This window comes from Spirosoma koreense (assembly GCF_054777875.1).
Window position 1 is genome coordinate 114,907 of sequence record NZ_BAAHAC010000009.1, and the last position, 21,569, is coordinate 136,475.

Here is a 21,569-nt window from a genome sequence, read left to right on the forward strand (position 1 = left end):
TGCGCTGTGGGTTAATTTTGAGGACTATTGCCAACACAAATCTATTAGAAATTAATGAGTCAGGAAACCATAATTTTCTCGATGGCGGGCGTGAGTAAAAATATTCCGCCTAACCGACAAATCCTAAAGAACATCTACCTTTCCTTTTTTTATGGTGCCAAAATTGGTGTTTTAGGCCTGAACGGTTCCGGTAAATCGACCTTGTTGCGCATCATTGCCGGTATCGATAAGAACTTCACCGGCGAAGTGGTTTTTTCCCCTGGCTATTCGGTTGGTCTGCTTGAACAGGAACCTCAGTTTACAGCGGGAAAAACCGTTCGGGAAGTTGTAGAGGAAGGCGTTCAGGAAGTGGTCAATTTACTGAAAGAGTTCGATGAGATTAACGAAGCTTTTGGCGATCCTGATGCAGATTTCGATAAATTAATTGCCCGGCAGGGCGAAGTTCAGGAAAAACTCGACCATTATAACGCCTGGGAGCTCGACCAGAAACTGGAACGAGCGATGGATGCGCTACGCTGCCCACCCTCCGATGCCTTGATCGACAATCTGTCTGGGGGCGAAAAACGGCGGGTTGCGCTCTGTCGGCTTTTACTTCAGCAACCTGACGTTTTGCTGCTGGATGAGCCGACCAACCACCTGGACGCCGAATCGGTACTATGGCTAGAAGAACACCTTCGTCAGTACAGCGGAACGGTCATTGCGGTGACGCACGATCGGTACTTTCTGGATAATGTAGCGGGCTGGATTCTCGAACTCGACCGGGGCGAAGGTATTCCCTGGAAAGGGAATTATTCGTCGTGGCTCGACCAAAAACAGCAGCGTCTGGCCAAAGAGGAAAAAACCGAGTCGAAGCGGCAGAAAACCCTGCAACGGGAGCTGGAATGGGTCAAAATGGCTCCGAAGGCTCGCCAGGCCAAATCGAGGGCTCGGTTGGGCGCTTACGAAAAGCTGCTCAATGAAGATGCAAAACAACGCGAAGACAAACTCGAAATTTTTATCCCGGCAGGCCCACGGCTGGGAGCTAAAGTAATCGAGGCTGAAGATGTTTCTAAAGCTTACGGCGACCGGCTACTGTTCGAGCATCTTGGCTTCCGATTACCACAGGGTGGTATCGTAGGTATTATTGGCCCGAACGGGGCCGGTAAAACAACCCTTTTCAAACTCATTACCGGACGTGACAAACCCGATGCCGGTACGTTCGATGTTGGCGAAACGGTTAAAATCGCCTATGTCGATCAGGAGCACGATGGGCTCGATCCAGCCAAAACTGTGTACGAGACGATCTCAGGCGGCAATGAGTGGATTATGATGGGTGGCAAACAAAGCAATGCCCGGGCTTACGTAAGTCGGTTTAACTTCGCGGGTGCCGATCAGGAGAAAAAGATCGGCACGTTGTCGGGCGGTGAACGGAACCGTGTCCATCTGGCCATGATGCTCAAAGAGGGTGCGAATCTGCTGCTGCTGGATGAACCGACCAATGATCTGGATGTCAACACCCTGAGAGCGCTGGAAGAAGGGCTCGAAAATTTTGCGGGTTGTGCCGTCGTAATCAGCCACGACCGCTGGTTTCTGGATCGCGTCGCTACGCATATCCTGGCGTTCGAGGGCGATTCGCAGGTGTACTGGTTCGAAGGGAATTTTTCCGAATACGAAGAAAACCGACGCAAACGACTCGGCTCCGACGCAACTCCGACCCGGATTAAGTACAAGAAACTCGTTTAGCAGAAAGCGCACTACTTCGGTGGTGCGCTTTTTTGGAATAAAGCTCCGGCTCCCAGCGCCAGGGCGCTGGCCACCAGACCCCACAGCATGGGTGCGATTTCGGTCTGCTGCCATAAACAAAAAACCCAAACGGCTAGCCCAACCGCCATCGAACACAGACAGCCCGTTAGGTTGGCTCGCTTCCAGTAAATACCGGCTGCGAGCGGCACAAACAGCGATACCAGGCTAAAGGCTGAGGATTCGCCGACAAGGTCGAAGATGTTCGTATCGCGCGTGGTACTCATCAGGACACAGATCACGGTAATGACAACGATGGTCCAGCGAATGGTTTTCAACAGATCCTGGTCGCTGATGCCCGGCCGGAAAAACTTGACGACGTTTTCCCCAAAAACGGTCGATGGAGCCAGAATAGCTCCACTGGACACGCTCAGAATAGCGGAGGTAACAGCCCCGAAAAACAATACCTGCAACGGCAAACTTCCGTGCCGCATGACCATGTTCGGAATAATCAGTTGGTTATCGGCTGGCAGATCAGGATGCAATAATTTGGCGCTCAAGGCAATGAATAGCGGTAGCATCGCTATGGTCACGTACATTCCCGACGCCAGATATGACGCCCGAACAGCTATCGTTTCGGTTTTAGCTGCCATAACTCGTTGAAAAACATCCTGCTGCGGTATAGAGCCTAACCCGATGGTCATCCAGGCGGCTACATAAGCCAGCCAGTCTTTGCTGGTCGAATTAGGTAAAAAGCGAAAGAAACCAGCTGGTGTGCGCTGCTGGATAGTTTCCCAGCCGCCGACATCGTTCCAGAGCAGCACGGCCAGCACCGCCAGCGCCAGAATAATGATCAGGTTATGAAAGAAATCCGTGACGGATATAGACCACATTCCGCCCAGGAGGGTATAAATCATGACAATAACCGCACTAGCGATGATGCAGTATTCACGCGGGACATCGGTCACGACGCTTAGAACAATACCAATAGCGACGAGCTGGGCAGCAATCCAACTGAAGTAAGACGGAATGACAATAATAGCGGATAACAATTCGGCCGAGCGGCCGTACCGAATCCGGAAGTAATCGCTGAAGGTGGTGATGTTCAGGCGGTAAAGTGGCCGGGCGAAAAAAGCGCCGACCAGAAACAGGCAAAGCGCCGACCCGAATGGCTCTTCGATTACCGCCAGAAACCCACCTTCCACAAACATAGCGGGGGCCCCCATTATGGTTTCGGAGCCGAACCAGGTGGCAAACGTAACCGAAGCAGCCAGAAACAAAGGTAGTCCACGGCCTGCCAATACAAAATCCTGCGAGTTGGTTACCCGACGGGCCGCCCAGGCACCTACGGCGACGTTAGAAAGCAAATAAACGGCGATACAGAAGAGGAGCATGGACAGAAAAGGATGGCCAAAACTACATATCCTGACAATAAAAAACCGTACTCCGCCAATTGAATTTGACTGAGTACGGAATATATACAGTTAAGTTGAGCTAGCTTACAACTTCAGCGTGGCGGGCAGGTATTTCGCAATGAGGTCTTCGTAGTAAGGCTTCAACTCGCTAACGACGGGCGGTTTAGGACTCTTCGAATACAAGTCATACGGGTTGAATTTGCGAACCCATTTGAACATCTCATGGTCGTGATCGTCCATCAGGTGGTTGTAGGCTTCTTCCCGGTGCTGCGAGTAGAACGAGTGATACCGCATCATGTACAGCGCTGACTCGGGCATGTAATCCTTCATGATCTGGTACAGATACTCATCATGGCCCCACGACATATGTACGTTACGCAGACCGCAATTCGGTTCGTAAACGCCGTATTTGGTGTTGTACCGCTCGTCGTGGCTGTCGGGGTTGTTTACGAAAAACTCGGGATACACGATCTTGTCCGAATGCTGGCAGCCCACCGGGAACGTATCGCCGACAACGGCCCACTGCGGTTCGCCAAACAGACACAGCACTTTGCCCATGTCGTGCAGGAAACCGGTCAGTACGAACCAGTCCGGATGCCCGTCGGCACGGATGGCTTCTGCCGTCTGGAGCAGGTGCTGCAGCTGGTCGAGGTCTGTATCGGGATCGGAGTCGTCTACGAGCGTATTCAGAAACTCCATCGCGCCCCAAACGGGTAACTCTTTTTTATCAAACTTAAGAAACTCACGCTCCTTTTCGCGGACGAAATCATACGTCTGATAGGTGTGATTCAGTCGATAGAACTCCCGGACGGTGTCGCGTTCGGGGGAATCGTAGTTTCGGTATTCTTCCTTTGCTTTGTGCTCAGGTTCGGGGTAGCGGATCAGCAGGTCGTCTTCCCACTGATCGAGGCTGGCAAGGGGCGCGGTTTCGCTAATCATGGCCAATTGGAGTTTATCGGACAAATCTACAACTATTTCCTCTTAACCAGTAAGATAGATCAAACGTTTCGTGAAATCGATCACTGGGTTAAGTCATCTAAGGCCAGCATATTGGCTAATTCCGGATAGCCAGCTGCTGTCAGTACATTTACTACGCTAACCGCGCTGGCTTTGTTGCTCGCCCGGTTTGAAAAAAGCGCGATCAGCAACTGTTTCTGCGGATGACAAACCACATAATTGTTGAACCCGCAGGTGCTGCCGGAGTGAAATAAAATTGGGTGGTCGGGCCGTTGAAAAAACCAGCCTGCGCCGTAATAACTGTTCCCTGTTTTCGGAATTATCTGTCCGGTGCGAGTCAGGGTTGCGTTCAGATCGAGCAACGTATTATTCCTGAGCGCGTCGATCCACTTTTTATAATCTGATATTGATGTATATATCCCACCATCGCCTTTGGTCGCGCTAGTTACACTCTGATCGGAAAAAACAAATTCTCTGGCTTTTTGCCGATAACCCATCGCCCGGCTGGCAATCGGCCGACCGGCTTCAAACACAGTTGACTGACTCATGTGCAGCGGCCGGAAGATGCGCTGTTTGATAAACGACGAAAAAGATTGACCCGATACCCGTTCGATAATCAGTGCGAGCAGACAGTAGGCCGAGTTACTATAACGAAACTGACTGCCTGGCTCGAAATAAGTCGTATCACGGTCTTTCAGCAGCGTAAGAACATCCGCATCCAGGAGTTGCTCATGCTGATTGGGATTCATCACTGATTCATAATCCAGCAAACCCGACGTATGCGTCAGCAGATTGCGAACCTGTACTTTACGCCCCACTTGTCCGGTAAACTCTGGGAAGAAACGGATGAGGGGATCATCCAGTGACAGCTTTCGGTCTTTTTCCAGCAATAAAATGCCCGTGGCCGTAAACTGTTTCGAGACTGAAGCCAGGCGGAAGTTAGTCTGGGGCGAAATCGGTGCTTTCGTCTCGATGTTTGCCAGACCATAGCCTTTCTGATAAACGATTTTGTTGTCGATAACCACCAGCAGAGCCGCCCCCGGTCGATCAGGCTGGGTATTGGCCTTCATAACCGAATCCAGGCGTTCGCTAAGCTGGGCAACGGCCGACGTCGATATCAGCAGGAAAACCGCCATCAGAAACTTGAGCATAAAGTTTACCAGAAAACGCTGTACAGTACCGCCAAAATACTGAAAATTCCTACTGAGCCGATGATAAAAGAAGGAGTTACCCGAAACATCTGCCGATCGACCACGATGGTTTTGTTCGTTTTACCACTGGCTGGGTCGGTGAGGGAGATGAGAACCATGAGCAGCACATCGATGCAGAAAACCCAGGTCGTTCGGTGAAGAAACGGAATTGGATCGGCCTGTATGTCAATTAGGCTCATGACTTCGGGCCAGAACTTAAGCAAGGTCGAGAGGGGTAACGTCAAGATAGCCACTGTCAGGGCGGCCCGATTGGTAGCTCGTTTCCAGAAGAACCCCAGTAGAAAGATGGCAAAAATGCCGGGTGTGATAAAGTTAGTGTATTCCTGGATGTACTGATATACCTGGTCGAGCGACCGCAGTATGGGAGCCAGCCCAATAGCAATGGCGAAAGAAACGACGACCGCCCAGCGCCCTACCCTAACCAGCTTCTGGTCCGAAGCGTTTTTGTCGACATACTTTTTATACAGATCGAGGGTAAAAATAGTTGAGATTGAGTTGCATTTACTGGCCAGGGAAGCCACAATAGCGGCTGTCAGCGCGGCAAAAGCCAGCCCTTTCATGCCAATCGGCAGCAGATTCATCAGTACCGGATAGGCATGATCCGGCTTGACAACGCCGGCCGCGTCGGTCATTGCGGTCCGGAAGGGCCCCGTCTGATACAGCACATAAGCCGCAATGCCCGGAATAACCACGATGAGTGGAATCATCAGCTTCATAAAAGCCGCAAAAAGAATACCGGCACGAGCTGTCTTGAGGTCTGCACCCAGAGCCCGCTGGACGATGTATTGATTACACCCCCAATAATACAGATTGTTGAGCCACATGCCGCCCGTAACCAGAGCCATACCAGGTAGTTCTTCGTAGTGCGCATGGCCTTTGGGTAAAAACATGTGGAAATGGCTGTCTGCTTTCTGACGCAGGGTTAACAACCCATTCCAGACACTCACAGTGCCGCTCTCTTGCGCAACCAGGTCCAGCGCTAGATAGGTCACGACCAGGCCGCCAAAAACCAGGACGACCACCTGTACCACATCGGTATAGCCAATGACTTTCATGCCACCCAGGGTGATAAAGATGGCAAACACGGCCAGCCCGATCGTACAGGTCGTGAAGGAAATTCCAACCAACGATTCAATGGCGATGGCACCCAGATAAAGAATAGAGGTCAGATTGACCAGCACATACACCACCAGCCAGAATATCGCCAGAATCGTACTGACCGTATCGCTATAGCGTTGCGCCAGAAACTGGGGCATCGTATAGATGTGATTGCGAAGGTAGATGGGAATGAAAAAGACGGCGACGATTAGCAGGGTTGCTGCTGCAAACCATTCGTAGGAGGAAATTGCCAGACCCATGGCAAAGCCCGAACCGGCCATACCGATAAAGTGCTCGGCCGAAATATTCGAAGCAATCAGCGAAGCACCAATGGCCCACCAGGTGAGCGACCCCTCAGCCAGGAAGAAATCGGTGGTGCTAAGGTTCTTTTTAGTACGACGATTATAAATCCAGTAACCATAACCAACAACTAAAATAAAATAAACAAAGAAAACAATGTAATCAGCGGTAGCGAGATGGTTCATGCGGGCAAGAAAAAACGGGTGTCTTGGCAATAAAGCAAGACACCCGTTTTTTATACCAGCACATCGGCGGGTAAGTAGAAATCACTAGCTTTCGGCAGCTGTTACAGCGTGCTGAAATCGAACCCTTCCAGAAACGCCGTGGTGAACTGACCCGACTGGAATTTGGCATCGTCCATCAGCTTGATATGGAATGGAATGGTGGTTTTAACCCCTTCGATGACAAATTCCTGTAAAGCCCGTTTCATGCGGGTGATAACCTCCGCCCGCGATTGACCCGATACGATCAGTTTGGCAATCATGGAATCATAATTGGGTGGGATGGTGTAGCCGCTATAAACGTGGCTATCGATCCGAACGCCATGACCACCGGGAAAATGCAGGTTCGTGATTTTACCGGGTGATGGCCGAAACCCGTTCGCCGGATCTTCCGCATTGATCCGACATTCCATAGCGTAAATTTTGGGCGTATAGTTCCGACCCGAAATTTCGGCACCGGCGGCCACTTTGATCTGCTCTTTGATTAGGTCGAAATCTGTAACTTCTTCAGTAATAGGGTGTTCAACCTGAATCCGGGTATTCATTTCCATGAAATAAAAATCCCCGTTTTTATCGACCAGAAACTCGATCGTGCCAGCTCCTTCGTAGCCGATAGCCTGGGCACCTTTGATGGCAGCTTCTCCCATTCGCGCCCGAAGCTCATCCGATACGATCGGCGATGGAGTTTCTTCCACTAGTTTCTGATGCCGGCGCTGAATCGAGCAATCACGCTCGGAGAGGTGACAAACTCGCCCGAACTGATCGCCAACGATCTGAATCTCAATATGTCGCGGTTCTTCGACGTATTTCTCCAGGTATAAACCGTCGTTTCCAAAAGCCGCACCCGCTTCGGTACGGGCATCGTTCCAGGCTTTTTCGAAATCGGCTTCCGAGCGGACAATCCGCATCCCACGTCCACCGCCCCCGGCGGTCGCTTTTACGATCACCGGATAACCCATTTCCGCCGAGAGTTTCTTTCCCTGCTCGATGGACTCCAGCAAACCTTCGGAACCCGGAATAACGGGTACGCCAGCCATCTTCATGGTTGCTTTAGCCGTTGCTTTATCGCCCATTCCATTAATCTGTTCGGCGGTAGCGCCGATGAATTTGATTCCGTAGTCGGCGCAGATCTGTGAAAATTCAGCATTCTCAGACAGGAATCCGTACCCTGGATGAATGGCGTCGGCTCCCGTTACTTCGGCGGCCGAAATAATGCTGGGTATGCTTAGGTAAGATTGTTTGCTGATGGGCGGACCAATGCAGACGGCTTCATCGGCGAACCGTACGTGCAGGCTATCGCGGTCGGCCGTTGAGTAAACAGCGACCGTTTTGATACCCATTTCACGGCAGGTGCGAATAATGCGCAACGCAATTTCGCCCCGGTTAGCGATAAGAATTTTTTTAAACATAATGCAAAGAGCGAAAGAGCGAAAGAATAAAGGAGCGAACAAAATGACACGTTGCCATCTTGTACTCATTCATACTTTCGCTCTTTGCAGTTAGATGGGTTCTACCAGAAATAAAGGCTGATCGTATTCAACCGGTGTGGCATTCTGGACGAGCACTTTCACAATGCGGCCCGATACCTCCGACTCGATTTCGTTGAACAGCTTCATGGCTTCGATAATACACACCACTTTACCCTCACTGATGTTGTCGCCGACGTCGACCAGTGCTGGTGCTTCGGGGTTAGCTGATCGGTAAAATGTACCGATCATCGGGGATTTGATCGTGATGTAATTTGAGGTTTCGGCTTTTGGCTCAGCGGCCGGCGCTGGCGCAGCCGTTACCGTCGGTGTAGCAAGGGCCTGCGGCTGAGCTGCTGGAGCCAGTACCGGCGGTGCGGCAGCAACAACGGGCTGCGGAATAACGGATACGGGCGTTCCGTAACGCTTGACGCTGATTTTCAGGTCGGTTGTTTCGATATTAACCTCATCCAGGCCCGATTGCGAGATAAAGTCGATTAGTTGTTGTATGTCTTGTGTGCTCATAGCTTTTGAATGATGAATGATGAATTATGAATTATGAATGAGCAACCGCCCTGGCTATGCACGACGCGCTACCGGAGAAGTTCGTCATGCCGATTCATTCTTTATAATTCATCACTCAAAAACTTATTTCACTCGCTCTACGTAATCGTGTGTGCGGGTATCGACCCGAATTTTCTGGCCCTGTTCGATAAACAGAGGCACCATGATTTTCGCACCAGACTCAACCTCTACCCGTTTTTTGGGACTGTTGGCCGTGTCTCCCTTGATGCCTGGCTCGGCATACGTCACTTCCAGTTCGACGAACGGAGGAAGTTCGCACGAAAGCGCGGTGTCGTTATCGGCATTGATCAATATTTCGACTTCCTGCCCTTCTTTCATCAGATCGGCGCCTTCAACAAGCTTTTCGTCGAGGTTGATTTGATCGAACGATTCCTGGTCCATAAAATTATAGCCAGCTTCGTCTTTGTAAAGGTATTGGAATTTTCGACGCTCAACACGCACCGGAAAGATTGTTACGCCTGAGTTGAAGGTATTATCAATTACGCGGCCCGTCGTGAGGCTTTTCAGCTTTGTACGTACGAAGGCGGCTCCTTTGCCGGGCTTTACGTGCTGGAATTCTGTTACCTGAAAAAGGTCATTGTTAAAGTTCAGGACCAGTCCATTACGGATGTCTGCGGTCGTTGCCATTGAAATAGTTAATGTATAATGATTAATGAAAATGAATAATAAGGACACAGCTTCGGGTTAGCCCTGTTCATTATTCATTTTAAGAATTAATACGCCCACTTAACGTAAGCGGCTCCCCAGGTAAAACCCCCACCGAAAGCCGCCAGTATGAGGTTGTCGCCTTTTTTTAGCTGCGATTCATAATCGTACAGACAAAGTGGAATCGTTGCTGCGGTTGTATTGCCGTATTTATGGATGTTCATCATGACCTTATCCGACTCGATGCCCATCCGGTGAGCGGTGGCATCGATGATCCGCTTGTTGGCCTGATGCGGTACCAACCAAGCCACTTCGGCACCCGTCAGGTGGTTCCGCTCCATAATTTCGGCCGATACGTCAGCCATATTTTTGACCGCGAATTTAAAAACAGCTGGCCCATCCTGATAAACATAATGCCAGCGTTTTTCTACCGTTTCGTGCGTGGGCGGATACCGGCTCCCCCCCGCTTTCTGAAGCAGATGATTCTGACCAACGCCATCCGACTTGATAATCGAGTCGATAATTCCCGAACCATCGACACTGGGTTCGAGCATAACGGCACCGGCTCCATCGCCAAACAGGACGCAGGTAGTCCGATCGGTATAATCGACGATTGCCGACATCTTATCGGCTCCGACGATAATTACTTTTTTGTATTTGCCGGTTTCGATAAACTGCGATCCGATGGTGAGGGCGTATAAAAACCCTGAACAGGCCGCCTGAATATCGAAGCTGCCTACGTTTCGGATGCCCACCATGTCACAGATCAGATTAGCCGTTCCCGGAAAAACATAATCGGGCGTGGTCGTCGCACAAATGAGTAAGTCGACTTGTTCGGGCTTTACGTTTAACTTATCGAGCAACCCTTGTACCGCCCTGGCTCCCATATGCGATGAGCCCATGCCCTCGCCTTTCAGGATGTGCCGTTCTTTAATACCCGTTCGACTTACGATCCATTCATCGTTTGTATCCACCATGCGCTCCAACTCCGCGTTGGTCAGCACATAGTCGGGAACATAGCCGTGGACTCCAGTGATGGCAGCTTTACTCATAGGTGGTATAAAAACGTTTTCGCCAGTCCGCCAGCGCGGTTGCGGATGTTCAATCTTGAGGGCAGCAACTGTGCCTTCCAACCGAAAACGAAAACTAACTTAGCGCTTGTGCAATTTTAGTGTATGCGTCGGACTCAACTTGCCGGATAGCCAGCCCAATCATGTTTTTTATTGCGATCGGGGAGGAAATACCGTGAGCAATGATCACGTTACCATTTACGCCCAGAATCGGACTGCCACCAACCGACTCATAGTTGGTTTTGTCTAAAAACTCGTCGGACAGGCCGCGTTGTTTAGCTATCGAATAAAACGATTCGCCCAGCTTAAACATCGCATTGCCAGTAAATCCTTCTGTTACAATAACGTCGGCCAGGCCGCCAAAGAAGTCTCCCCCTTCAATATTCCCGACAAAATTAATCCGTCGGCTTTCTTTCAGTAGCTGATGGGCTGCCTGCGCTACCAGTGAACCTTTCTGCTCTTCAGAGCCAATGTTCATCAGCGCAACACGCGGCCGTTCGATACCGAAGGTGTACTGCGCATAAATAGAACCAACTTCACCGAACTGGGCGAGCATTTCGGGCTTGCAGTCTGCGTTAGCGCCTATGTCCAGCATAACGGCGTGTCCGCCTGTAATCTGGGGCACAAATCCGGCAATGCATGGTCTTAAAATTCCTTCGATTGCTTTGATGCTGAATAAGGCACCGACGTGCATGGCGCCTGTATTTCCGGCGCTGCAAAAAGCACTCACCTGCCCATCCTTCAAAAGCTTAAACCCAACTCCGATACTGGAATTGGGTTTTTGGGAGAGCGCTTTTGTTGGGTGCTCACTCATCTCAATGACGTCGTCAGCGTTGACCAACTCGATATTCGTCAACGCAGCTGCGCCTTGTTTTTGGATCAACTCTTCTATTACGGACTGCCTGCCAATCAGTACAATAGTTACATCGTCTGGCAATTCAGCAGCGGCCATTACAACTCCTTCCACAATTGCCTGGGGAGCAAAATCGCCACCCATTGCGTCCACTGCAATTTTCATTGACTCCGTTTTTTCAATACCTCCCAGTTTGCGGGCTCAGAAACTAATGTAGGCGTAAAAATAGGGAGGTGGTGGGCAATAAAAAAGTATTTCGCGTTCATCTTCGGAAAGACGTGGGCGAAATACTTCTCAAAAATTAGTGAGTTTTAAGCCGTTTTGGCATAATTCTCGATAATCATTTGCCCTTTGTAGAACAGATTTCCTTCGAAAACGTGGGCATGGTGCCGCTCGTGGACTTCACCCGTTTGGGCATCGGTTGACAGAGCTACGGGTGTAGCTTTATAATGCGTTCTGCGTTTATCGCGCCGGGTGCTCGAGTGGCGCCGTTTGGGATGTGCCATTATTCAGTTTGTAGTTTATAGTTTACGGTTTGCCATGTTTATGACGGCAAACGAATTAATTATCATTTAGTTTTCGCAAAGCTGCCCAGCGTGGGTCGATATCAGCCTGGTCCTCACCAGCTTCGTCGGCCTCCGCATCGGATCGGTAAACCAGTTTGCCGTTCGGATTGCCATCGTCCTCTTCGTCTTCATCCCGGAAACGCGGATGCAAACGCTTCATCGGCAACGACAGACCGATAAATTCAAAAATATAACGGGCTACATTGATGGTAGCCGTATTTCGTTCGATCAATTCGATTTCGTCGCTCAGCTCCTCGTTATGATCGCTGAATTTCAGCAGCATCGTTTGCTGGATATCGACGGGTTCATCGTACTCGTCCAGACTCCGGTCGCAGGTCTGTTCCACGGAACCGCTGATTTGAAAATCCAGCCGGATCATGGTTTCAGATTTGTCCAGCACCAGGTGCGTCTGAACGTTCCCTTTAGCGATCAGGTCCTGCTCCATAGCAGCAAAAAACGCATCGTCCGATATGAAATCGTACGCATAACGTTTATTTTCCAGACCGACAATGTGGATGTCGTATGCGCGTAAAACGTTCACCTCCGTATCTCCTCTCCAAAATAAGACCGCAAAGGTACGAAACGTTTGTGAATCAGGAAAGTGATACACTGAAATTCACGTAGGAAATTCGTTGTTAGCCCGATTAGCTGTAAATTCTGACCAGTTTACAATCAAGGTATGCTACTCGCCATTAGTTCGCTCACCACTTTCGCGGTTGTCATTCGTATTGTGGCCAATCCACTCTCGAACGTATTTCAGAAACAACTGACGCAGCGGTCGTCGGAGCCTGTATTCATTATCTGGGCTACGTACGGATTCCTGACGCTAGCCTGTCTGCCTTTCTGGCCGCAACTTGGGGTTGTAGGACTGCCGGTAGCTTTCTGGCAAAGCATGTTACTAACCGGGCTGCTGGCCATGCTTGGGAATGTGTTTCTGGTAAAGGCACTGCACCTTGGCGATCTGTCTGTGCTGGGTCCTATCAATGCTTATAAATCGGTGGTAGGCCTGCTCATCGGTGTATTTCTGCTCAATGAGGTGCCCCGTTTTTGGGGCATAGCTGGCATGCTACTCATTATTGCTGGTAGTTATATTGTGCTGGTAGACAGAAAAACAACCCGTGATTTTTCCCGGGAAGTTTTCCAGCGACCGGCCATTAAACTCCGTTTGTTAGCCTTAGTACTGTCCGCGGCCGACGGCGCTTTCCTAAAAAAAGCAATTCTGCTGTCGACACCAGCCATCGCTTTTTTCTATTGGTGCCTGTTGGGGTTCACCTTTACCTGTATTTGGATTCTGCTGACGATGCGTAGCCAGTGGCGGCAGCAAACTCAACTGCTGGTCAGGCAGCGATTTACGTTTCTGCCCTTATTCATCACAGTTGGGATCACGCAGTTAGCGAGCAACGTTGCCCTGAATCGTATGCCCGTCGGTTATGCACTGGCTTTGTTTCAGACGTCAGCTTTGCTAAGCGTATTATTCGGTTACCAGTTTTTTAACGAGCGAGGCCTTGTTCGTAAACTTGTTGGGGCGGGTGTTATGGTAACCGGAGCGGTACTTATTACCATTCTTGGTTAAACAACCGTTTCCAAACCGGGTTTATCGTAAGAAACCATTCTACTAATTATGGCACAATACACAATCGTCGAAAAACACGCCATTGAGCACCACAACGAATACTATGAGGTGCACGTTACCCAGAACAACGACCAGCCTCAAAGTCTGTTCTTTACTACCAATGAAGAAAACCTGGAGGATGTGGCCGCAGCTATTGTTGCCGAACAATGGCCGGGAGTAAAACACTGGACTGTGATCCCGCACCGGAAAGACAGCTAGTCACGAATTTTAGGAAAATTTGTATACGATTCGGTAACAGGCTTTACCTTACGCAATTTGTTTTGTCGTAAAACAGGTTCCGTACAAAATTTTAAAGAAGTTTTAAACAATTTCAGTTGATTATTGTTACGCCAAAATTTATCTTCACCGTACGAATTATTTCTTCCTGAAAACGGAAGCTGTCTACCGTAACGTGAATCGATGAAGATTGGTCAAATTCTCTTTTTAGCCTTCCTGCTAATCTGGGGCGGCTGCCAAACTAGTTCTGCTCAAACCCTTACTCCCGGCCAGGCTCGCGCCGACCTGAGTTACTTAAAGCGCAAACTCGATATGCTTCATCCGGGCATGGGTTATTACACTCCCCAGGCTCAGATGGAGCGATTGTATGACTCGCTCTACAACCGGCTGACGGCCCCTGTTGACTATATGTCATTTATGCATCACGTCAGCCCGTTTATTTCTGCCATCAAAGACGGGCATACGAACCTGAACCACCGGAAAAATTTTTTCGGTAAGCATACCCGCTACATTCCTTTCTTTATCCGGCCGGTAGAATCCCGCTACTTCATCAGCCACAATGTATCGGTCGATACCAGCCTGCGACGTGGAACGGAATTATTGACGATCAATGGTCGTACTATAGCCGACCTGCACCGGGAATTGATGAATGCCGACCATTCGGGTTCCGATGGGGATAACAAGACCGGACGTCAGCAGTGGAGTCTGGTGCAGTTTGCCGATTATTACGCAGCCTGGTATGGCTCGGCCGATTCCATCCACATAACCTACCGGCTCGCGAACGACACCACGGTTCGAGCTACCCGTCTGCCCTGCCCAACACTGAGCGAGTTCCGAACAGCCATGCAATCCCGATACCGGGCTGAGATAGAGCAGGTATCCCGGCAATTCAATCTGTCTGTGCGTATGGTCGATACGCTCACGCATACGGCTGTTCTGCGCGTCTCGTCGTTTATGGGTTTTAAGAAAAAAGACCCGTTTCAGTGGGCCTTCAACCGTCGGTTGAAGGAGGCTTTCAGGCAGTTACACGAGCAAAATGTGCAAAACCTTGTCGTTGATATGCAGGGCAACGGCGGGGGTATTGTTCTGAATTCGGCCCGGCTGCTGCGGTATTGGATGCCCAGGCCGTTCCAGATTATGGCTCAGGAAAAAATGAAGCGAGCCGCTCGGGCTGAACTCATTACACGTTGGAATCCGGTTTCGGCTATTAACTTTAGTCTGCAGTATAAAGCCGATAATTCAGGAGGTTTCTCGAGCCGTTCGGCACACCACCGGTATCGCCCCCGGCATAAGGATGCGTTTAAAGGAAACCTCTATTTTTTAATGAATGGAGCTTCTTTTTCGGCTACTACCTCGGTGCTGGCCAAAACCCTGGATTCTGGCATAGGTACATTTATTGGCGAAGCCAGCGGCAGTGCTTATTGGGGAGATTTCGCCGGACATTTTAAAACCATTACGTTGCCTAATTCGCGGCTACAAGTTCGAATTCCATTGAAAAAAATGGTGCATGCTGTTGTGGCTGACCGGGCAAACGGGTTTACGGTGGAGCCCGATTTCACGGTTTCGCGCAGCTATGAAGATCTGATGCAGAACCGGGATTACGTGCTGGACTATGCGCTGCGACTTATTCGCCAGGGCGTAGTTGCCCGGCACCCCTGGATTAACCGACCGTTGCAGGCGGCTATGCCAGTGAGTAGTATTCAGCAGTGACTATTCGTCGGAACGGCTTTAGCGAACTCATTCCCTGCAAATAGTGGTTTAATGGTAACTGCTAACTGATTCTTTGTGTATTGCATTGTTGATGTCGAAACAACCGGGGGCGTAAAAGGCCCTTCCCGTCTGACCGAAATAGCAATCTTCCGCCATGATGGGCGGCAGGTTGTCGACTCGTTCCACTCCCTGGTAAACCCAGAATGTCCAATTCCGCCATTTATCCGTCATCTGACCGGTATTTCTGAAGAAATGGTTCAGGATGCGCCAACCTTCGCTGAGGTTGCTCATGACGTCCTACGCATTACGGAAGACGCCATTTTTGTTGCGCATAATGTTGGCTTCGACTTTAATTTTATTCAGAAAGAACTGAACTGGTTGGGGCACGACTTTTTTCGACGAACGCTCTGTACGGTGCGGACAAGCCGGAAGCTGATTCCGGGCCACGCTTCATATAGCCTGGGTAAGCTTTGCCGTGCGCTCGATATTCCACTCTCCGGCCGACACCGGGCTCAGGGCGATGCGGCTGCTACCGTGCTTTTGTTCGAGCTACTGCTACGGCATGATCCGCAGGGGGTAATTCCCCGCGTAAGCCCCCAGTCGATCTGATCACTTACGGAAACAATCGTTTAGGCTAAGTTACTACCTCTGGACTGACACTTCTGGCAGGGTTGGTTTGGCCCGCTCTGCCCGGAATACATAGTTGTACCGTCATCTTTATTCATCAACATCCTATGCGCTTATTTTTGCCTATTCCCCTGTGTCTTATGCTAAGTTCATCCGCCGTTTTGGGTCAGACAACCCCACCGCTTACTTATCCCCAGGCTCGTAAAACTGATCAGGTGGATACGTATCATGGGCATCAGATTGCCGACCCTTATCGCTGGCTCGAAGACGATCGTTCGGCCGAAACAGCGGCCTGGGTCAAAGCCGAAAATAAAATAACCTTCGATTACCTGGCACAGATTCCGTATAGAAAGCAGTTTCTGAGCCGGCTGGAGCAGATTTATAATTACCCTAAATATTCGGCACCCAGTCGGAAAGGCGAGTGGTTCTATTTTTCGAAGAACGACGGCTTACAAAATCAGTCGGTCCTATACCGGCAAAAAGGCCTCGACGGGAAACCCGAACAGGTGATCGACCCGAATAAATTATCGGCTGATGGTACTACGCGGTTGAGTACGTTTGCGCTCTCCAAAAATGGGGCCTACGCCGTCGTCGGTCTGTCGAAAGGTGGTTCGGATTGGCTGGAATATCAGGTCATGGATATGGCTACGAAGCAGTACCTGCCCGAAAAAATAGAATGGGTGAAAGTCTCGGGGGCTGCCTGGCAGGGTGACGGGTTCTATTATAGTCGTTACCCCAAACCCGAAGGCAGTGCGCTGGCTGCGAAAAACGAAAACCATCAGGTTTTCTATCATAAATTAAAAACGCCCCAGTCGGCAGATCGGCTGGTGTACGAAGATTCCAAGCATCCCCAACGGTTCCATATGGTCAGAACGACCGACGACGAGCGGTTTGCGATTCTGACCATCAGTGATCGGGGGCAGGGTAAAGACGGTAATGCGCTGTTCTTTATGGACGCTAAAGCGGAAGGCGCTGCTTCGGGTGCGAAATTTACCCCTGTCGTTGCCGATATTACAGATTACAGTTACAGCCTGGTCGATAATGATGGCGACCAACTGATTCTGCAGACTACCGAAAAAGCGCCAAATAATAAAGTCATTGCTTTCGATACGCAGAAGCATACATTCTCGACGCTGATCGCCGAAAAGACCGAACCGATAACGGAAAATGGCGTCAATGCAGCAGGCGGTAAGTTATTTGTCGAATATGCGAAGGACGTAACCTCAAAAATTGAGGTGTTCGATTACAAGGGCAAGCGTGAGAGTGAAGTAGCCATGCCAGGCCTGGGATCTGCCGGTGGTTTCGGCGGGGAGCAGGATGACAAATTCGTGTTCTATACGTTCACGTCCTTTACCGTTCCGCCAACCATTTACCGCTATGATATTGCCACCCGCAAAAGCTCGATTTTCCGGGCGCCCGAAGTTGATTTTAACCCAGAAGACTACGAAACCAGGCAGGTGTTTTATGCTAGTAAAGACGGAACAAAAGTCCCGATGTTTCTAACTTACCGCAAGGGGCTTCATCTGGATGGCACCAATCCAACTTTGCTCTACGGGTACGGTGGTTTTAACATTAGCTTACCACCGGCTTTTAACCCACTCCGGATTCCGTTTTTGGAACAGGGCGGTGTTTTTGCCCAGGCTAACTTACGCGGAGGGGGCGAGTACGGTGAGACGTGGCACGAGCAAGGTATGAAACTCAAAAAACAGAATGTTTTCGACGATTTCATTGCAGCGGCCGAATACCTGATTAACCAGAAGTATACCAGCGCGGCTAAGCTGGCGATTCAGGGCGGCTCGAATGGCGGGTTGCTGGTTGGCGCAGTGATGAATCAGCGTCCTGATCTGTTCCGGGTGGCTATACCTCAGGTGGGAGTCATGGACATGCTTCGGTTTCATAAGTTTACCATTGGCTGGAACTGGATTGCCGATTATGGCAGTAGTGACAACCCCGAGGAGTTCAAGGCATTGCGTGCGTATTCTCCAATTCAGAATATAAAGCCGGGCCTGAACTACCCCGCCACTTTAATTACCACCGCCGACCATGATGATCGGGTCGTTCCTGCCCATTCGTTCAAATATGCCGCTACGTTGCAGGAAACGTATAAAGGCCCGAACCCGGTGTTGATTCGGATCGATACCAATTCTGGACACGGTGCCAGCAACACGAAAAAGAACATTGAGACCACCGCTGATATCTATTCATTTATTCTCTGGAACATGGGCGTTAGTAGCCTGAAGAATTGAAGGAAAACACTAAACAGCGTTGCGGCTGGCTTTAGGTTATCTCTTCGAGATCCGGTAAATAGTTAAGGTTTCTCTTTCTGTTTGTGCAAAGTCCCATGTATTGATTCTGTCCAATTTTACTGTAATCGTTTAAAGCAGCCTGTTTACGCAAACAGGCTGTTTGCTTTTATAAGCAACAGTATACAATTTGTAGATTGCTATTTGTTTGAAAAAGTAGCTTTTTATGGGCCAGAGACATATTTTTCAGTAAAAATCTCACTTTGGTATGAACAAAATTTTCTGTTCGATGCATGCCGAAAACTGCTTCGCCTGGTTTAGCTGACGACGATTCAAAAGCAAAAAAATTATCCCTAACGAGACTCGGAATAGCTAAAAAGTGATAAAAGCTGACTGTGTTGACGTAAAAAGGCTAAAAAGTTGTCGAAATTTTCTTTGCGGTTAAATTAATTGATTATCAAGTAGTTGCAATTTTTAAATTATTTCAGAAAATCAGCCGATTTTTATGCAAATAATTACATTGTATAATAATAATTTTCCTTTGCATAATTGATTAATAATCAATGGTTTATGGAAAAGACTACAGATGCTGTTCAACAAATACCAGACTACCTCTACATTTTATCATGCCTCAGCCGATAGGGTAGTGTAAATTATGTAAATGCGATCATATAAGCCACTCAGTTGCCAGATAAAAACAGGTCCCATTACCTTTGTCAGACCCTATATTAAGAAAGCCTGCTGCACAACACCCTAGTCTAATAGTAAGCTACTGTGTTGAACTCAAGTCGGTAAAGGCTATAAGTCCTCAAATGGACTGTTCACTCAAAGTTATCAAGTTGCTAATTTATATGACAATCTGCCGATTAAGTTTCTAGCCTAATATATGTAGTAACATTAAATGTAAATGTCTGTAATTACGTATTGAATTGCTTTAAGCCAGACAAAATACACACGGTTACTAAGTAGCACTACCGCTATCAAGTCAATTGATACAGCGGTTATATGCAACTATTTTAGTAACCAAAAACACTAATATGAATATAAAAATGTAATTAACTTTTTTCATTTAATAAACTAAATCGTATGGATAACGCCTAATGACTTCACCTGCAGACCCTTTTATTCTGACTGCACATCAATACGACTTTATAAGATCACCGAACAAAATTCAGTAACCAGTTAACCCATGTATTTTCCGTATTTTATGGAACATCTTTTTACTAATCATTCAACCCGCCAATTCACTCATTTACTCAGCCGAGTGATTATGGCTGCACTGGCACTAACGTACGCCAGCACGACTTACGCTCAGAAAGCGTACAGCCAGCTTACGAGAAGAGAATCGCTACCCGCACCTGCTACCAGTGCCAGAACGGCTTCTCCTCAACAAACCAATACGGTGCTTAAAACGCAAACCGAATTTCATTGTGAAGATGGTAAATCGTACCTATTTCAGGGCGATGGCGGGTCACAGGACCTTCAGAGCAACACCAAGGTTTATGAGATAAACATCACCGGTGGTACGATCACGCAGGTGCACGGTCAGTTGCTTTCGGGTAACTATACCTCAATCAACAATACCGGATATAACATCAAGGATAACTTTATCTGGGGTTACGTACGAGGTACCAACAACGTTGTTCGGATCAAGAATGACTGGTCGACCGATCAGTATTCGATTAGCGGTTTGTACGACAGCAATGAACCGTACAATGCCGGTGATATCGACAACAACGGGATCATGTACCTGTTTTATGGTGCACCGAGTGGTTCGTCGAGCGTAATCCGGCGGGTCGACCTCAACCCGTCTTCGGGGACTTACAAGCAAAAGCTCTCCAGCATTACCTTATCGCCAAGCGATGATAATCGCTACATCATCGACCTGGGCTGGAACCCTAAAGACGGTAATCTATATGGTCTGGACGGCGACGATGGCCATTTGTACCGCATCAATATCGCAACCAGCCCCGCCGGTAAAGTTACGGATCTGGGAGATGCGAATATTTCGGCGGGTAATCCATTTGGCGCTGTTTATTTCGACAATGAAGGTACGCTGTACATCAGCCAGAACGGAACCGGCAAAATTTATAAAATCACGAATGTGGCGGGTGGCAACCACGCAGCTATCTTTTTGAGAAATGGTCCGCAGACGAATGATAACGATGGTGCTCGCTGCTCCAGCAGCCCGGTCCTGCTGAACATTTCGGGAACGGTTTTCAACGATGCCGACGGTATGCTCGACGGTAAAGTTGACGGTACGGCGGTAAGCAGTTTGTCCAGCAATACGTTCTACGCGAACCTGGTAGGCAGCAATGGAAAGGTATTAGCCGCTACAGCGCTAACCAACGGTTCTTATACCTTCTCGGATATAACGCCGAATGCTTCTTATTCGATTGTACTGACCAATACGAAAGGTACGGTAGGTTCGAATCCGCCGAGTACGGCACTGATTAATGGGGTCGTTAACACTGGCGAAAATATCGGCACCGGAAACGGAAGCGATGGAACGCCCAATGGTGTTATTAAAGTGACCCTGACGAATGATGACGTCGATGATGTCAACTTTGGGGTAGAGCGCCTGCCAACGGCCGATGCCAAAACAGCGGCTAGCCAGACCAACCCCGGAGGTACTACGAAAGTTACAGTACCGACGCTGACTGGTTCGGACCCTGAGGACGGTACGTATACGGGCACCAGTAAGACCAATACCATCATCATTCAAAGCCTGCCAACGCCAGCCACCGGTATCCTTTATTACAACGGTTCTCCGGCTACGGTCGATCAGGTAATTACTAACTATGACCCCACTTTGCTGACAGTTGATCCAGCAGACGGTCCAGTTAGCGTGACCTTCACATATTCGGAGCGTGACAAAGCAGGGTTCGATAGCCCAGAGGCTAAAGTGACGATGACCTTCACCAATCCCGCTACGGTAACGATTTCGGGTACGGTGTTCAACGATGGCAACGGACTGGTAGACAACACCGTCAACGGTACGCCCGTCAGCAGCCTGACCGCCAACACCTTCTCG

Annotated in this window: 18 protein-coding genes; 7 read left to right on the forward strand and 11 right to left on the reverse strand. The window is 49.3% G+C overall.

Annotated elements, in window-relative coordinates; all coding sequences use genetic code 11:
• Nucleotides 1–54 precede the first annotated feature (54 nt).
• Complete coding sequence (gene ettA / locus ACYVC2_RS11445) at nucleotides 55–1,722, forward strand: energy-dependent translational throttle protein EttA (RefSeq protein WP_461102559.1); 1,668 nt, start codon at nucleotides 55–57, stop codon at nucleotides 1,720–1,722.
• Nucleotides 1,723–1,733: 11 nt separating this feature from the next.
• On the opposite strand, the gene ACYVC2_RS11450 is transcribed toward ettA, so the two are convergent.
• From ACYVC2_RS11450 to ACYVC2_RS11500, 11 genes are all read right to left on the reverse strand, one after another.
• Complete coding sequence (locus tag ACYVC2_RS11450) at nucleotides 1,734–3,113, reverse strand: high affinity choline transporter 1 (RefSeq protein WP_461102560.1); 1,380 nt, start codon at nucleotides 3,111–3,113, stop codon at nucleotides 1,734–1,736.
• A 105-nt stretch (nucleotides 3,114–3,218) separates the two neighbouring features.
• Nucleotides 3,219–4,073 (reverse strand): inositol oxygenase family protein, encoded by an 855-nt coding sequence (locus ACYVC2_RS11455; protein ID WP_461102561.1) that lies wholly within the window; start codon nucleotides 4,071–4,073, stop codon nucleotides 3,219–3,221.
• 80 nt (nucleotides 4,074–4,153) lie between these two features.
• On the reverse strand, nucleotides 4,154–5,242 hold the full coding sequence (locus tag ACYVC2_RS11460; RefSeq protein ID WP_461102562.1) for a serine hydrolase domain-containing protein: 1,089 nt from the start codon (nucleotides 5,240–5,242) through the stop codon (nucleotides 4,154–4,156).
• A gap of 5 nt (nucleotides 5,243–5,247) precedes the next feature.
• A complete protein-coding gene (locus ACYVC2_RS11465; protein ID WP_461102563.1) occupies nucleotides 5,248–6,885 on the reverse strand; it encodes a sodium:solute symporter family transporter in 1,638 nt (545 codons plus the stop codon).
• Nucleotides 6,886–6,986: 101 nt separating this feature from the next.
• Nucleotides 6,987–8,330, reverse strand: a complete 1,344-nt coding sequence (accC, locus tag ACYVC2_RS11470) for an acetyl-CoA carboxylase biotin carboxylase subunit (protein WP_461102564.1) — start codon at nucleotides 8,328–8,330, stop codon at nucleotides 6,987–6,989.
• Between the two features lie 90 nt (nucleotides 8,331–8,420).
• Nucleotides 8,421–8,912 (reverse strand): acetyl-CoA carboxylase biotin carboxyl carrier protein, encoded by a 492-nt coding sequence (accB, locus tag ACYVC2_RS11475; RefSeq protein WP_461102565.1) that lies wholly within the window; start codon nucleotides 8,910–8,912, stop codon nucleotides 8,421–8,423.
• A 123-nt stretch (nucleotides 8,913–9,035) separates the two neighbouring features.
• Nucleotides 9,036–9,599: an elongation factor P gene (gene efp, locus ACYVC2_RS11480; protein WP_461102566.1), complete on the reverse strand. Its 564-nt coding sequence runs from the start codon at nucleotides 9,597–9,599 to the stop codon at nucleotides 9,036–9,038.
• A gap of 86 nt (nucleotides 9,600–9,685) precedes the next feature.
• The gene (locus tag ACYVC2_RS11485; protein ID WP_461102567.1) at nucleotides 9,686–10,669 is read right to left on the reverse strand and encodes a beta-ketoacyl-ACP synthase III; all 984 of its coding nucleotides are present in this window, start codon (nucleotides 10,667–10,669) and stop codon (nucleotides 9,686–9,688) included.
• 94 nt (nucleotides 10,670–10,763) lie between these two features.
• On the reverse strand, nucleotides 10,764–11,705 hold the full coding sequence (gene plsX, locus ACYVC2_RS11490; RefSeq protein WP_461102568.1) for a phosphate acyltransferase PlsX: 942 nt from the start codon (nucleotides 11,703–11,705) through the stop codon (nucleotides 10,764–10,766).
• Nucleotides 11,706–11,851: 146 nt separating this feature from the next.
• On the reverse strand, nucleotides 11,852–12,046 hold the full coding sequence (rpmF, locus tag ACYVC2_RS11495; protein WP_012929722.1) for a 50S ribosomal protein L32: 195 nt from the start codon (nucleotides 12,044–12,046) through the stop codon (nucleotides 11,852–11,854).
• 55 nt (nucleotides 12,047–12,101) lie between these two features.
• Nucleotides 12,102–12,647 (reverse strand): YceD family protein, encoded by a 546-nt coding sequence (locus ACYVC2_RS11500; protein WP_461102569.1) that lies wholly within the window; start codon nucleotides 12,645–12,647, stop codon nucleotides 12,102–12,104.
• Between the two features lie 138 nt (nucleotides 12,648–12,785).
• On the opposite strand from ACYVC2_RS11500, the gene ACYVC2_RS11505 reads away from it, so the two are divergent.
• The 6 genes from ACYVC2_RS11505 to ACYVC2_RS11530 all read left to right on the forward strand — a co-directional run.
• Entirely contained in the window at nucleotides 12,786–13,679 is an 894-nt protein-coding gene (locus ACYVC2_RS11505; RefSeq protein ID WP_461102570.1) for an EamA family transporter, read from the forward strand.
• Between the two features lie 48 nt (nucleotides 13,680–13,727).
• Nucleotides 13,728–13,937 carry a hypothetical protein gene (locus ACYVC2_RS11510; protein WP_461102571.1) on the forward strand — a complete coding sequence of 70 codons (210 nt, stop codon included), beginning with the start codon at nucleotides 13,728–13,730 and terminating at the stop codon, nucleotides 13,935–13,937.
• Between the two features lie 201 nt (nucleotides 13,938–14,138).
• Nucleotides 14,139–15,665 (forward strand): S41 family peptidase, encoded by a 1,527-nt coding sequence (locus ACYVC2_RS11515; RefSeq protein WP_461102572.1) that lies wholly within the window; start codon nucleotides 14,139–14,141, stop codon nucleotides 15,663–15,665.
• Nucleotides 15,666–15,740: 75 nt separating this feature from the next.
• Nucleotides 15,741–16,274 carry a 3'-5' exonuclease gene (locus tag ACYVC2_RS11520; RefSeq protein WP_461102573.1) on the forward strand — a complete coding sequence of 178 codons (534 nt, stop codon included), beginning with the start codon at nucleotides 15,741–15,743 and terminating at the stop codon, nucleotides 16,272–16,274.
• A 158-nt stretch (nucleotides 16,275–16,432) separates the two neighbouring features.
• On the forward strand, nucleotides 16,433–18,538 hold the full coding sequence (locus ACYVC2_RS11525; RefSeq protein WP_461102574.1) for a prolyl oligopeptidase family serine peptidase: 2,106 nt from the start codon (nucleotides 16,433–16,435) through the stop codon (nucleotides 18,536–18,538).
• 1,267 nt (nucleotides 18,539–19,805) lie between these two features.
• Nucleotides 19,806–21,569, forward strand: a 1,764-nt coding sequence (locus ACYVC2_RS11530; RefSeq protein ID WP_461102575.1) for a DUF6923 family protein, incomplete at its 3' end; no start/stop codon positions are given.